This is a genomic window from Sphingomonas sp., assembly GCF_045810705.1.
Lineage (GTDB): Bacteria > Pseudomonadota > Alphaproteobacteria > Sphingomonadales > Sphingomonadaceae > Sphingomicrobium.
On sequence record NZ_JBJMVI010000020.1, the window covers coordinates 207,793 to 221,426 of the forward strand.

Consider the following 13,634-nt stretch of genomic DNA (forward strand, 5'->3'; position numbering starts at 1 on the left):
TCACAGCGTCCTCGTGCCCGCGGTGGCGGAAAGATGGTAGGTCGAATCGCTGGTGTTGAAGGCGGCGAAGTGAACCGGGAACAACGGCGCGTATTTGTCCGCCACCCTGACCTGCACGTAACCGACCTTGGTGCCCCCCGCGTTCGTGCATGCGAGGATGTACCCGTCATAAGCGACCGAGTCGGTGCTCGATTGACTGGTCGTGGTTGACCCTACGGTGCAATCCAGGCGCCACGTCACCGTGACGTCGCCCGCTGAGATCGGGCTGGTCTTGCAGGTGCCGTTGGGGTTGACGCCGTTCACCTGGCAAACGGCCTCGGTCGCCAGCGTCGATTCGACGGTCGTGTCTTCCGTTGTGTTCATGATCTTTTCGATCGCGCGTTGCGCGCCCTGCTCGAGCGCCAGCTTGCGGCTGTAGGCGTTGCTCATGTCGACAATGCCGATCACGGTCAGCGCAAGCACCGGCGCGACCAGCGCCATCTCGATCACCGCGGCACCGCGCTCGTTCTGGAGCAGTCTCCTGAAGCCTTTCGCGTTCATGCGACCAGCCTCACTACCGTGATGCCCCTAAGTCCCGACGGGCCGGTGCCCGTGCAGGGGGTGTCCAGGAGGCTGCTGATGGCGATCTGGCCGTTGCCGTTGAACACGAGATTGTTCGCAACGAACATCGAGCAGAGCGACGCCGATGATCCGGTCCCGTTGAGCCACAGCGTGTCTTTCGGGAAATAGACGACGCCGGAAAGGATGTTGCCCGATCCGCCGTTGATCTTGTCGACGTTCCCGCCCACCGCGCGGCGGTCCTGGTAAACCGCGATGCCGTTGAAGATGCCTGATGTCGGCGCCGTGATGTTGTTGGTCGCCTGGGCGTTCGACGAGAAAGTGCCGATCGTAGTGCTTGCCGGGTCTTTGTTCGTCAGGACGATTGCGCAATGGACGCAGCTGAACGCGCCTTGAAGATCGACATTCCCGCCATTGACGTAGAGTGGCCCGAAGTTGGCCGGAAGGGTTAGCGACCGGTTCGAGCCGACCGACACTGACTTCCAGCAATTGGCGCCGGTCTGAAGATTGTTGGAAGAGTCGATATAGGTCGCGGCGGCCATGTCCGTGCTATCGGTCAGGTCATCGTAGACCCAGGTTGCCGGGTTCGAACCATGGGCCGCGGTCCAGTGTCCCGCGCAATGCATGTCGGCCGGATCGGGAGTGACCGCGGTTGGAGAAGGCGGCGCGAACGGGTCCGGCAAGGGCGGCGAATAGGGAAGATACTGGTCCACGACCCAGTTGTTGGAGCTCGCGATGCCGCCGACCCCGGCGATCGCCTTGGCCGTGACGAGCGAGGAACCGCCGGCGGCAGCCGAGTTCGCGTTGCCTGAATCGGAATAAAAGATGCACGTCGGCGCACTGACCGTCGTGTTGCCGCTATTGTTGATCGCGGTGCCGCTCGAATTGAGCGCCAGCATGCACGGGGGTCCGCCAGCTCCGACGCTTCCCGCGGTTGCAGATGCCGTGATCACCGGAGCCGCGGACATGAACAGCGAGCTGAACGGAAGCGACTGCTGAACTCTCAACGTCACCCTGACCTGATTGGTTACGAATGGTGCGTCCACGGGATAAGTGAGCGTCGTGTAACTGCCACGGGCTCCCGTGCACGGCGACGTCCCGGCCAGGTTCATCCACGTGTGCAGATTGACGCCCAAATCATTGCAAACGGCGGTCGGCGTGTTGGTCGTTAGGCCGTTCGCGCCCGCCCGGTCATAGACGCCGGCGAACGCGGCCGAGTCTGCGGCGCGCTGCAGCTGACGTCTCCACAAGGTCCATTGGATCGTGTCGGTGGCGAGGCCCGCCGCTCCAACCACGAGAGGCAAAGCAGCGGCTGCGATCGCCAGCACATTCCCGCGACGATTCTTCAATAGTCTCGTGATGAAGCCGATCATCCGTGCTTATCCCTGATGCGCTTTGGATGGGGGTGTAGCGTCAGCGGGGTAAGCGAAGCGTTCAACGCTATGGTTAAGGGCCGATAACCAATCCCCCCTTCCCCCTTCGCCTTGAACGAGCGCTTATCCCGTTGGGACATGTAACGATGTTCGCTAGGGATTCCGCCAGTTCAAGGACTCCACAGCGGAGCTTTGAAAGGGCAGGATTAGCCAATGGCGGCGATGACCTCACAGCAACTCACAGTTGCTGGCCTCTTTTGGGCGGCGGCGTTGGTCGCCCTGCTTGACTGCATAAAGGCCGAGGGCTGGCGCAGAGTCGCCTTTGGCGTGTTGGCGGTTGTTTTTGCCCTCGCGGGATTTCTTGTGAAACCGTTGTGGAACAGCTTTCCTGATGTCTCCACAGGTCTAACAACGGTTGCAACGCATCCCGTCTCCTGGTTCGTGCTAACCGCAGTTGCGTATCTCGGACTTCGGCGATCAGCGTTGCCACAAGTCCAAAAAACATCAGCAATGCCGCAGATCGAAGAGGCAGCGATCAAGCCAGCCGCTGCGAGATTGGGCGGGGAAACCGCCAAACCGGAACCGCCCCAGAAACCAGCACCGCGACCAGACATGCCTATGGATGAACTGGCGAAGCGAATTTATGCAAAGAAAGGGCCAATGCCCCCGAGAGGCGCGGCTTGGAGGACATATATGGACGAGGTTAGCATGGAAATCATGCGCGGCATCGTTTTGAATGGGCTGCACATGTGGGCCGATCAGGGCCAATACAGGTTCGACCCGATACCCGAGAAAATCCTGAAGATCGCCCAGCTTCTCCATGAAGACTCATCGCTGAATTATCTGCCGCCACCGGACGGGGCGGTGCGGCGACATTTGACGAACCTGATGCTAAATAGGGAAGAGGTGGACAACGTTTGGCCACCTCACGAGCGCCCGATCTCATGGCTGGCAGTATGACTTGGCAGGAACGCTTCGACCGCCTCCTTAAGGCAATGTCAGCGGGCGACCCGCAGAAGGCTAGCGTGCGAAAGAGTGCATCAGCCGGTTGAGCATCAGGTGCGGCACCTTCCGCATGTTCCACCGATACTCAAACTCCCCAAGATACTTCCGGAACCGCTTCCCGCTGACGGGAATGCTGCGGCGCCGTCCAAGTCGCCTTGAACACTCGTGTCTTACAACTATAATACAGTTCGATCATAGTGGCGTTGACCGGTCCGGCACCGCGCCGCACAAGAGACTCGAAAGGACGGAAGATGGCGACCCAACCGGGAACGGAGACCGCGACCAAGCTCAAGCTTGATCCGCCGGAAGCACTGCAGGCTGTCCCGCCGGCCGAAGCCGCCGGCCTGGTGCCGCTCAAGGCCGAGGAGACGACCGAACTGGACAAGCGCGTCGGGCAGTTCGTCGACGAGCTCGCCAAGCTCGATTCAAACAGTCCGGAGTTCGGCAAGAAGGTCGACCAGCTGACCGCGATGGGCCGCAAGGAGATCGCCGAGGCGGCCGGTGCCTCGAACCGCTTCCTCGACCGCCCGGTCAAGGCGATCGACAAAGATAGCGGCATCGGCGCCGACCTCACCGAGCTCCGCCGCACCGTCGAAGCACTGGATCCGAAAGGCGCCACCAAGACCCGCAAGATCCTGGGCATCATCCCGTTCGGCAACCGGGTCGACCGCTATTTCGACAAATACCGGAGCTCACAAACGCATATTTCGAAAATCCTCAGCAGTCTCGGCGACGGCAAGGACGAGCTGTTGATGGACAATGCGGCGATCGACACCGAGCGGGCGAACTTGTGGAAGACGATGCACAAGCTTGAGCAGATGGTCCACATCTCGAAGACGCTCGACCAGCGGCTCGAGGACAAGGCGAACGAGCTCGACGCGACCGAACCCGCCAAGGCCAAGGCGATCCGCGAGACCGCTTTATTCTATACGCGCCAGCGGACGACCGACCTGCTGACACAAATGGCCGTGACGGTTCAGGGCTATCTCGCGCTCGACCTCGTCAAGAAGAACAATGTCGAGCTGGTGAAGGGCGTCGACCGCGCCTCGACGACGACCGTCTCCGCGCTGCGCACCGCGGTCACCGTCGCGCAGGCGATGACCAACCAGAAGCTGGTGCTGGAGCAGATCACCGCGCTCAACACGACGACGGCGGGGATGATCGATTCGACCGGCGAGATGCTGCGCACCCAGACCGGCGCGATCCACGAGCAGGCGGCGAGCTCGACCATCCCGCTCGAGACGCTGCAGCGCGCCTTCCAGAACATCTACGACACGATGGACCAGATCGACCAGTTCAAGCTCCAGGCGCTCGCCAACATGAAGCAGACCGTCGACACCCTTGGCAACGAGGTCGAGAAGTCGAAGGGCTATATCGCGCGTGCCGAGGGGGTGAACCAGGGCAAGCTCGAGGGCGCGACGTCGCCGCTCATCCCCATCGAGAGCAAATGACCGACGTCACCGACAAGGTCGAGCGGGCGATCGCCCGGTTCGAGCGCGTCGCCCGGAATATCGACGAGCGCGACAGTCCCTCGCGTGATGCCGCGCGGCGCGAACGGCAGAGGCTGAACGCCGGCCTCGGCCGCACCGTGGTCCGCATCGCCGTCGCGGTGGCGCTGATCTGGCTCGCGACGATCATCCTGGGCCTGGTCATGCCGATCGGCATGTTCGGCTTTCTTGCCGCGTTGCTGGTCACCGGGGTCGTCGCGGCGGTGCTGATCGCCAGCGGCGGCCGCTTGGCGGTTTCGGCCCCGGCACCCGCGGCGGACCTGCCCAACGGCGCGATGGTCGAGCGCTTCGATTCCTATGTCTATCGCACGCGCGCGGCTCTGCCGGCGCCCGCACGCGCCGAGCTCGATGCCATCGCCCAGCTCCTGCCCTCGCTCAAGCAGACGCTGTCGCGCCTCGAAACGCTTGACCCGGCGGCACAGGATGCGCGCCGGCTGATGTCGATCCACTTGCCAGGGCTGATCGAGCGCTACGAGCGGGTCCCGCCGGCGTACCGCGGGGAGCGCGACGGCGAAGGCAAGACGGTCGATCAGCGACTGGTCGAGGGGCTGTCGGCCGGCCGCGCCGCGCTCGCCGAAACCTCGGAGCAGCTTGCGCGCGCCGATGTCGCCGCGCTCGAGACGCAAGGACGGTTCATCCAGTCGCGCTATGGCGAGCAAGGCGTCGCCGGCGAGGACGCGCCAAGCACATAAGCTTGCGCCTGCGCCCAGCGCCGCCCATGATAATGCTGGATTAATTGCGGCTGGAGCTGACCGGGGATGCAGCTTGCCTTGCCCAATGCTGCTCAGATGCCGACAGGGGGGTTGCGGCTGCCGCCGTGCGTGCCGCCGTTCAACACGCTTACCTATCGCTTGTTCACCGCGCTGTGGATGGTGGCTTTCGCTCTAGCGCTGGTTGGGCCGCTTGCCGGGCTCTACGAACGCTATCACGAGCGCGGCAACAACAGCCAGCTGCTGCTCGGCAGCCGCGCCGGCTTCGCCGTTTCGCCGCGCGATGCGACGATCGTCCGCTTCACCGTCGGGCCGCAGGCGGAGCGCGCCGGCGTCGTCGCGGGCGATCATATTACGGCCATCTACGGCCTCGCGCTGCCGCCGAGCATGCCGGTCAACGAGCGGGCGCTGGCCGAACACGCCAACGATCCGGCCTATATCGCGCTCGGCAATCTGCTGTTCGGCACCGACAACGCCGAGGTTCCGCTCACCGTCCGCGACCCGGACGGGCGGGTGCGCGACGTGACTGTCGTCGTCGGTGACAACCACATCGACGATGGCGCCCGTGCCCTCGGCATTTCGCCGAAGTGGCTGAGCTTCATCGACCTGCTGCACGTCCTCGCCTATCCGTTCCTGCTGTGGGCGGCGTGGCTGCTCCACCACCGCAACGCCCGCGATGCCGTCAGCTCCATCCTTTCGCTGGCGGTGCTGCTGACCGTCGCCGCCGAGCAGCCGGCGTCGATGTTCCTCGCCTCGGTCGGGGTCCCGCGCTGGCTCAACGTCGCGATGTTCGACCTTGGCAACGTGCTCCTGCTCACCGGAATCCTGCTTTTCCCGCACGGAAACCTGTCGTGGCGGCGGGTCGCGCTGATCGCGGCTCTTCCGGTCCTGATGTTGCTCCAGGGCACGCTCTACCAGACCTTCTTCGTCTGCTTCATGATCATTGCGGTCCTGTCGCTGCTGAGGACCCTGCGGTCGACCGAGTCGGCCGAGCAGCGGCAGCAGATCCATTGGGCGCTGTTCGGGATCACCGGCTATGCCGTGCTTCGCTGCATCTCGATCATCGGCGATTATTTGAAATGGTCGACACACAGTTTCGGACAGCAGCTGCTGGTTGAGATTGGCGCGGGTATCAGCTTCGCCCTGGCGGTGCTGGTGCTGCAGGTCGGGCTCCTGGTCGCCCTCATCCGCTTCCGCCTCTACGACGCCGAGTTCGTGATCAGCCGCTCGGCCAACGTCGCGCTGATCACGCTTGCCGTCGCCGCGGTGTTTGCCGGTACCGCCGACGGCCTCAAGCAGATCATCTACAATTATTACGGCAATACCAGCAGCGAAGGGCCGATCATCTTCGCCGCCGCGCTATCGACGGTGCTCGTCAATCCGATTCAGGAGCGCGTGCAGCGCTGGTCGGAACGGCGCTTCCAGAAGAACCTGTTCCTGTTGCGCGACGATCTGCCCGAGGTCGCGCGCGACATGCGCGAGACCGCCTCGCTCGGCGAAATGCTCGACGAGATCCTCGCCCGCGTCGACCGCGGCGTGCGCGCCGTGCGCAGCTCGGCGATCGTCAACGGCTGCGTGCTTCGCGCGCGCGGGCTCTCGGTCGACGAGGTCGAGGCTTGGCGCACCAGCCGCTTCGCCCAGGACTACAAAAGCGACATTTGCGAACCGACCGACAAGCTGTTCCCGATCCGGGTGCCGCTGGTCCCGAGCTCCGATCAGGAAGAACCGATCGGCTACCTCCTCGTGGGCCCCCGGCCGGACGGCTCGATCCCCAGCAAAGACGAACAAAAGGCCCTCGCCGAAGTGCAGGAGTCGATCGCACGCGCGATCCGCACGGTCATCAAGCGCGAGGCGCGCGAACTCCAGGTTGGCGAGTTGATCGCCGATAACGCCCGCCGCATCGAGGCGCTGGAATCGCTCTTGTCGAGGGCTTCCGTCGCCTCGGGGCGACCGCGTCCGCGGACCGCCTGATCCGGCCCGCCGACCGGGCGATTAGAACTGCGTTCATTGACCCCGTTCAAATGGGAGCATAATTCTGTCTCAAAGCGACACTGAGGTGCGACTCGGCCGCTGGCTCGATGAGCTGCGGGAGTTCGGTTTTTGGGGCAAATGCCAAACGAGGAGCTGGATGATGCATGCGAAGCCAATGCTGTGGGGCGCAGCAATCGCGATCGCCCTGAGTTCAACGACCGCACTGGCCAATGTCGTCGTCGTCAAGTCGCTAGGGCCGTCAGCCAAATCCTATCCGCCGGGTAAGACGCTTCCTGAAAGCGCCAAGATCAGCCTTCAGGGCGGCGACATTGTGACCTTGCTCGGACCGGCGAGCGCCCAGACCCTGCGCGGTCCGGGCAGCTTCGACGCCAAGCAGGTCACTTTGGCATCGGCTGCGGGACAGCGCGGACGTTTCGGTGCCCTTCGGGCGGCGGAGGTCGCGCACAACCCGAGCATCTGGGACATCGACGTCAGCCAGGGCGGGAAAATCTGCGTCACTGACGCGTCGAAGCTGAAGATGTGGCGGCCCGACAGCGAAACCGCCGCGACGGTCCAGATCCGCTCGGACGACGGCAGGAGCCAGGACCTGAGCTGGGCAGCCGGCAGTTCGCTGACCGCCTGGCCGGCCGCGCTGCCGGTCAAGACCGGCGCCAGCTACCAGGTCGAATGGCCGGACACGGGCGAGAAGAGCAGCCTCAACTTCGTCACCGTCCCCGGGACCCCAGGGGACCTGGTTGGCGCGGCGCAGGTGCTGATCGAGAACGGCTGCCAGAAGCAACTGGACCTGTTGGTCGAGAGCGCGAGCAAGGCCGGAAAGTAAATTAGCCGACTATTCTTGCGGCTTTGAGGCGGTCGAAGGCATCGGCGTCGAGCCCAAGGCTGTTGAGTATCTCCGCCGTATGTTCGCCGAGCGCCGGCGGTGGGATGTCACTGTCCGCACGGCGCCCGTCGACCCGGATGGGCGAGCCGACGAGCGGCACGCCGGCAATCGTGCGGACCATCTGCCGGTGCTGCGCCTGGACGTCGCCCAATGCCTGAGTGACCGAATTGATCGGACCCGCCGGAATGCCGGCCGCTTCCAGCTGAGCCAGCCAAACGGCAGCGGTTCCTTGGCGGATCGTCTCGCTGACCAGCCGAACGATTTCAACCCGGTTGGCAACGCGCGCTTCATTCGTGGCGAAGCGTTGGTCGCTCACCCATTCGGGATGGCCGCAGATATCGGCGAGCCTGGCGAACTGGCGATCGTTGCCGACGGCGATGATGATCGGCTGATCGGCCGCGTCGAACGGCTGGTACGGCACGATATTGGGGTGCGTGTTCCCCTGCCGCGGCGGGTCCCGGCCCGAGATCAACGCATTTTCCGCCTGGTTGGCGAGCATCGCCAGCTGGGTGTCGAGCAGCGCCATATCGATATGCGCGCCCTCGCCGCCCTTCTCGCGGCCGTAGAGCGCGGCGAGGATCGCGACGCACGTGTACATGCCGGTGAACAGGTCGGCGACAGCGACGCCGGCACGCATCGGTCCGCCGCCCGGCACACCGTCCGGCCGGCCGGTGACGCTCATCATCCCGCCCATGCCCTGGATGATGAAGTCGTAGCCGGCGCGGTCGGCGTATGGCCCGTCCTGACCGAAGCCGGTGATCGAAGCATAAACCAGCCGCGGATTGGCGGCGCGCAATGACGCGGCGTCGAGGGCGAACTTTTCGAGGCCCCCGACTTTGAAATTCTCGACCACGACGTCCGCTCGTTCGGCAAGCTTGCGGACCAGCGCGGCGCCCTCAGCCTTAGCGAAATCGATCGCGGCCGATTTCTTGCCCCGGTTGCAGCTCAGGAAATAAGCCGCAACCCGCCGGTCGCCCTCGCCGTGCCACGGCGGGCCCCAGTGGCGGGTATCGTCGCCCGTGCCCGGGCGCTCGATCTTGATCACCTCGGCGCCGAGGTCGGCGAGCAACTGCGTACACCACGGACCCGCGAGGACTCGGCTCAGGTCGAGCACCTTGATCCCTTGTAGCGGCCTCAATGTCGGCGCTTCCAGAAGCGGCGGTCGGCAAGGACCGCGTGCGCCGCATTATGTCCCGGCGCGCCGGTGACGCCGCCGCCCGGATGCGCGCCGGAACCGCATAGATAGAGGCCCTTCAACGGCATCCGGTAGGCCGCCGCGCCGATCATCGGCCGCGCGCTGAACAATTGGTCGAGGCCCATCTTGCCGTGAAAAATGTCGCCGCCGATCAGGCCGAACCTGCGCTCGAGGTCGAGCGGCGAATGGATCTGCCGCCCGAGCACCGAGGCGGCAAAGCCCGGCGCATGCGCGTCGACCGTCGAGATGACCTGATCGGCCGCCTGTTCCCGCTCGTCGTCCCAGCTGCGTCCCGGCCCAAGGTCGTAGCGGAAGTGCTGGCAGAACAGGCTCGCGACGTGCCTGCCCTTGGACGCGAGCGTCGAATCCAGCGTCGAGGGGATCAGCATCTCGATGATCGGCCGCTTCGCCCAACCATTCACCGCCGCGTCGAGATAAGCGCGATGCATGTAGTCGAGGCTCGGCGCCATGATGATGCCGGCGGTCAGGTGATTTCCCTTCTTCGGCAGCACGGTGAACTTGGGCAGCTCCGACAAAGCGACGTTCATGCGGAAGGTCGCGCTCTCGCACTTCCAGCCGTGCATGCGCTCGGCGACGTCGCGGTCGACCGCGCCATGCGGGACCAGCCGATCAAACAGCAGCTTCGGATTTACCCCGGCGACAACATTTATCGACCGCCAAGCTTTGCCACCCGCAACAACACCGACAGCGCGGCCGCTTGCGACGATCAGTTCCTCGACCGGCGTGTTGAGGACGATGTCCACGCCGGCCTCGCGACAGGCGCGCGCCATCGCCTGTGTGATCGCGCCCATGCCGCCGATCGCATGGCCCCAGGCGCCGGGTACGCCGGCCGCTTCGCCGAACAAATGGTGCAGCAGGACGTAAGCGGTCCCGGGCGACTGCGGCGAAGCGAAATTGCCGACGACGCCATCGAAGCCGAACAATGCCTTTGCGAGATCCCCTTCGAAGTGACGGTCGAGAATGTCGGCGGCGCTGCGCACCGCGAAATCGTGGACGGTGCGAGCCTCGGCAAGCGTCAGCCCGGCCATGTCGCGTCCAAGGCTCAGGAGCTTGGGAATGGCGCTGACCCTGGATCCCACGTTGGGCGGCGCGCGCAGAAGCCATTTCTTGAGCAGCCGCACGACCGTCTCGATCTCGGCGAGATAGCGGTCGTAAGCGTCGGCGTCGGCCTTGATGTGCCGGCCGATCTCCTTGCGGGTCAGGCCGTTGCGACCGGCAAGCAGATAATCGCCGTCGCCCGGAAGGAAGTTGTCGGTCTTCCTGAGCACGACCTTCAGCCCGTGCCGCTCGAGCTGCATGTCGCGAATGACCTTCGGCTGGAGCAGACTGACGGTATAGCTCGCCGCGCTGTTGCGGAACCCCGGCAGGAATTCGTCGGTCACAGCCGCACCGCCGACCGTTCCGGCGGCCTCGAGCACGGCGACCTTCATCCCCTTCTTCGCCAGATAATAAGCGCAGGTCAGCCCGTTGTGCCCCGCCCCAATCACAATCGCATCGTGCAAGCTTGTCCCCCGGGCCTGTGCGGCTAGCGCATCAGCACCAGCTCTTCGGCCATGGTCGGGTGCAGCGCAACCGTCGCGTCGAAATCCGACTTCTTAAGCTTGCCTTTGATCGCAACCGCCGCCGCCTGGAGGATCTCGGGCGCGTCGGGACCGATCATGTGAATCCCGACGATGCGGTCGTTCGACCCGTCGACGACCAATTTGTAGAGCGAGCGCTCGTCGCGTCCGGCGAGTGCATTCTTCATCGCCCGAAAGTCCGATGTGTAGGTCTTGATCTGGCCAAGCTTATTGCGCGCCTCGCCCTCGGTCATGCCGACGCCCGCGAGCGGCGGATGGCTGAACACCGCCGACGGCACGCAACTATAATCCACCTGGTGCGGCGTGTTGCCGAAGAAGGTGTCGGCGAACGCCTGGGCCTCGCGGATGGCGACCGGAGTCAGCTGGATACGGTCGGTCACGTCGCCGACGGCGAATATCGAGGGAACGCTGGAGCGGTTATCGGCATCGACCTTGATCTGGCCTTTCTCGCCCATTTCGACCCCGGCGGCTTCCAGGCCGAGGCCTGAGGTGTTGGGCTTGCGCCCGGTGGCGAACAGTAGCGCGCTGGCTTCGATGTCATCGCATCCGGTCATGCTAATGTGCAGCGAGCCATCATCGCGCCGATCGATCTTGTCGATGGTCGAATGGAACTTGAAATCGATCCCCTTGCGCAGCGAAATCTGGATCAGCCGGTCGACGATCTGCTGATCATACTGGCGGAGGATGACGTCGGTGCGGTTGACCAGGGTCACGTGGCTTCCGAACTGGTGGAAGATGCCGGCGAACTCGCTGGCGATATAGCCGCCGCCGGCAATCACGATCCGCTTGGGCAGGGCGTCGAGCAGGAACACCTCGTTCGAGCTGATCGCATGCTCGATGCCTTCTATTTTGGGCATGACCGGGGTCGCGCCGGTGGCGATCAGGATCTTGTCGGCGGTGACCTGTTTACCGCTCGCCAAACGGATGGCGTTCGGCCCGGTGATCTCGGCCCGCTCGCGGAAGATGGTGACCTCGTGATTGGTGAGCGTGTCGGTATAGGCGGCCTCGATCCGGGTGACCTCGGCCAGGACGTTGTCGCGCAGGGTCGGCCAATCAAACCTTTTCTTCGGCACGTCCCAGCCGAACATGGCGGCGTCCTCGAGGTCCTCCGCGAAATGCGCGCCATAGACGAGCAGCTTCTTGGGCACGCAGCCGCGGATCACGCAGGTCCCGCCGACGCGATACTCCTCGGCGATCGCGACGCGCGCGCCATAAGCCGCCGAGACACGCGCGGCGCGGACGCCGCCGGAGCCGGCGCCGATCACGAACAGGTCGAAGTCAGCCATCAGATTCCCGCCCTCTCGATAAGTGCGCGCGTCGACGGATCGAGCGACCCGCTGTCGCCGCCTTGCGCCAGCCGCCCAGCGATCTCCTTGCCGAGTTCGACCCCAAACTGGTCGAACGGGTTGATGCCGAGCAGCACGGCATTGGCGAAGGTTCGGTGCTCGTAGAAAGCGAGCAGCGCGCCCAGCGTGCGCGCGTCCAACCGCTGTAGCAGCACCGTCGCGCTCGGGCGGTTGCCGGGATAGGATCGCTGCGCGTCTTCCGATTGCCGGCCCTGCATCAGCGCCGCGGCCTGGCCAAAGGCGTTGAGCAAAAGCAGCCGGTGATGATCCGGGTCCTGCGCGTCGTCCGCCTCGGCGACCGCGACAAATTCGACCGGCACGAGCACCGTTCCCTGGTGGAGCAGCTGAAACACGGCGTGCTGCGCATCGGTCCCTGTTCCGCCCCACGTCACCGGCGCCGTCGGACTGGCGACCGGCTTCCCGTCAGATGTTACCGATTTGCCGTTCGATTCCATCTCCAACTGCTGGAGGTAGGGCGGCAGCAGCCGCAGCCGGTCATCATAAGCGAACACGCCGCGCGTCTGGCAGCCGAGCTGCTCGGCGTAGAGCCGGTCGGCGAACGCGGCGATCAGCGGGACGTTGGCCGCCGCCTCTGCGAAGCGGAAATGGCGGTCCATCTCCGCGGCGCCCTCGAGCAGCGCCTCGAACGCATCCCAACCGAGGGCAAGCGCCGCGGTGACGCTGACCGAGCTCCACAGCGAATAGCGTCCCCCGACCCCCTCCGCGAACTGGAGGATTCGGCTCTCGTCGATGCCCTGATCGAGCGCTGCCTGGGGCTTCGCGGTCACGGCGATCAAGCGCCCGTCGGGATCATCGACCCCGCCGCCGCGCAGCCACGCCCGCGCGGCTTCGAGGTTGGTGAGAGTTTCGAGCGTGGTGAAGGTCTTGGACGCCACGACGACCAGCGTCGTTGCCGGATCGAGCAGCGCCACCGCCTCATCAAAGGCAGCGCCGTCGATGTTCGACAGGAAGCGAACCTCGAGCGTGGCCGACCGCCGCCCAAGCGCATCCACGAGTAACGCCGGTCCCATTACCGATCCGCCGATCCCGATGTGCAGCACACCCGTCAGATCACCGAAAGCGCCGGCTTCGATCGCATCGACGAGCGCACGCATGCGCTGTCTACGGGCGGTGGCGAGGTCGACATCATCCGGTGCGCCGCTGCCGCGCTCGGCAACGTGGGTTGCCGGCCGTCCCTCGCTTTGGTTCACGATCGCGCCGGCGAACAAGGCGTCGCGCGCCGCGGCAAAGCCCATCCTCTCCGCACGCTCGATGAACTGGGCGATCAATGCCGCGTTGAGATGGGTCTTCGACCAGTCGAAATAGAGACCCGCGACCTCGAAGCTCAAGCGGCTCAGCCGATCCGGCTCGGCGGCGAAAAGCTCATCGAGCCGCTTGATCGAGGATGGCTGCATCGACATCGCACATACTGCGCGGCCCGCCATTTGCCACCCCGGCTTGACGGG

Annotated in this window: 11 protein-coding genes; 5 read left to right on the forward strand and 6 right to left on the reverse strand. The window is 64.7% G+C overall.

What is annotated here, in order from left to right:
* On the reverse strand, nt 1-540 hold the full coding sequence (locus ACJ8FR_RS13010; RefSeq protein WP_407829060.1) for a TadE/TadG family type IV pilus assembly protein: 540 nt from the start codon (nt 538-540) through the stop codon (nt 1-3).
* Nucleotides 537-1,931 (reverse strand): pilus assembly protein TadG-related protein, encoded by a 1,395-nt coding sequence (locus ACJ8FR_RS13015; protein ID WP_407829061.1) that lies wholly within the window; start codon nt 1,929-1,931, stop codon nt 537-539. The genes ACJ8FR_RS13010 and ACJ8FR_RS13015 overlap by 4 nt, the downstream gene beginning before the upstream one ends.
* A gap of 213 nt (nt 1,932-2,144) precedes the next feature.
* Here ACJ8FR_RS13015 and ACJ8FR_RS13020 point away from each other — a divergent pair, with 213 nt between their 5' ends.
* From ACJ8FR_RS13020 to ACJ8FR_RS13040, 5 genes are all read left to right on the forward strand, one after another.
* The gene (locus ACJ8FR_RS13020) at nt 2,145-2,891 is read left to right on the forward strand and encodes a hypothetical protein (protein ID WP_407829062.1); all 747 of its coding nucleotides are present in this window, start codon (nt 2,145-2,147) and stop codon (nt 2,889-2,891) included.
* Between the two features lie 296 nt (nt 2,892-3,187).
* Nucleotides 3,188-4,387: a toxic anion resistance protein gene (locus ACJ8FR_RS13025; RefSeq protein ID WP_407829063.1), complete on the forward strand. Its 1,200-nt coding sequence runs from the start codon at nt 3,188-3,190 to the stop codon at nt 4,385-4,387.
* Nucleotides 4,384-5,136 (forward strand): hypothetical protein, encoded by a 753-nt coding sequence (locus ACJ8FR_RS13030; protein WP_407829064.1) that lies wholly within the window; start codon nt 4,384-4,386, stop codon nt 5,134-5,136. The genes ACJ8FR_RS13025 and ACJ8FR_RS13030 overlap by 4 nt, the downstream gene beginning before the upstream one ends.
* Before the next feature lie 78 nt (nt 5,137-5,214).
* A complete protein-coding gene (locus tag ACJ8FR_RS13035) occupies nt 5,215-7,125 on the forward strand; it encodes a hypothetical protein (RefSeq protein WP_407829065.1) in 1,911 nt (636 codons plus the stop codon).
* 160 nt (nt 7,126-7,285) lie between these two features.
* Nucleotides 7,286-7,966, forward strand: coding sequence for a hypothetical protein (locus ACJ8FR_RS13040; RefSeq protein WP_407829066.1), 681 nt, complete (start codon nt 7,286-7,288; stop codon nt 7,964-7,966).
* A gap of 1 nt (nt 7,967) precedes the next feature.
* On the opposite strand, the gene ACJ8FR_RS13045 is transcribed toward ACJ8FR_RS13040, so the two are convergent.
* From ACJ8FR_RS13045 to pgi, 4 genes are read right to left on the reverse strand one after another with little or no spacing between them, the layout of a single operon-like run.
* Nucleotides 7,968-9,164 (reverse strand): CaiB/BaiF CoA transferase family protein, encoded by a 1,197-nt coding sequence (locus tag ACJ8FR_RS13045; protein ID WP_407829067.1) that lies wholly within the window; start codon nt 9,162-9,164, stop codon nt 7,968-7,970.
* A complete protein-coding gene (locus ACJ8FR_RS13050; protein WP_407829068.1) occupies nt 9,161-10,744 on the reverse strand; it encodes a phytoene desaturase family protein in 1,584 nt (527 codons plus the stop codon). The genes ACJ8FR_RS13045 and ACJ8FR_RS13050 overlap by 4 nt, the downstream gene beginning before the upstream one ends.
* Before the next feature lie 23 nt (nt 10,745-10,767).
* Nucleotides 10,768-12,108, reverse strand: a complete 1,341-nt coding sequence (gene gorA / locus ACJ8FR_RS13055; RefSeq protein ID WP_407829069.1) for a glutathione-disulfide reductase — start codon at nt 12,106-12,108, stop codon at nt 10,768-10,770.
* Nucleotides 12,108-13,583: a glucose-6-phosphate isomerase gene (gene pgi, locus ACJ8FR_RS13060; protein ID WP_407829070.1), complete on the reverse strand. Its 1,476-nt coding sequence runs from the start codon at nt 13,581-13,583 to the stop codon at nt 12,108-12,110. The genes gorA and pgi overlap by 1 nt, the downstream gene beginning before the upstream one ends.
* Nucleotides 13,584-13,634: the final 51 nt, after the last annotated feature.

What these genes read in the sequence shown, in the direction of transcription:
- ACJ8FR_RS13010 (WP_407829060.1), bottom strand. Translation starts at nt 540, where the DNA reads ATGAACGCGAAAGGCTTCAGGAGACTGCTCCAGAACGAGCGCGGTGCC.
- pgi (WP_407829070.1), bottom strand. Translation starts at nt 13,583, where the DNA reads ATGCAGCCATCCTCGATCAAGCGGCTCGATGAGCTTTTCGCCGCCGAG.
- ACJ8FR_RS13020 (WP_407829062.1), top strand. Translation starts at nt 2,145, where the DNA reads ATGGCGGCGATGACCTCACAGCAACTCACAGTTGCTGGCCTCTTTTGG.
- ACJ8FR_RS13030 (WP_407829064.1), top strand. Translation starts at nt 4,384, where the DNA reads ATGACCGACGTCACCGACAAGGTCGAGCGGGCGATCGCCCGGTTCGAG.
- ACJ8FR_RS13040 (WP_407829066.1), top strand. Translation starts at nt 7,286, where the DNA reads ATGCATGCGAAGCCAATGCTGTGGGGCGCAGCAATCGCGATCGCCCTG.
- ACJ8FR_RS13025 (WP_407829063.1), top strand. Translation starts at nt 3,188, where the DNA reads ATGGCGACCCAACCGGGAACGGAGACCGCGACCAAGCTCAAGCTTGAT.
- ACJ8FR_RS13015 (WP_407829061.1), bottom strand. Translation starts at nt 1,931, where the DNA reads ATGATCGGCTTCATCACGAGACTATTGAAGAATCGTCGCGGGAATGTG.
- gorA (WP_407829069.1), bottom strand. Translation starts at nt 12,108, where the DNA reads ATGGCTGACTTCGACCTGTTCGTGATCGGCGCCGGCTCCGGCGGCGTC.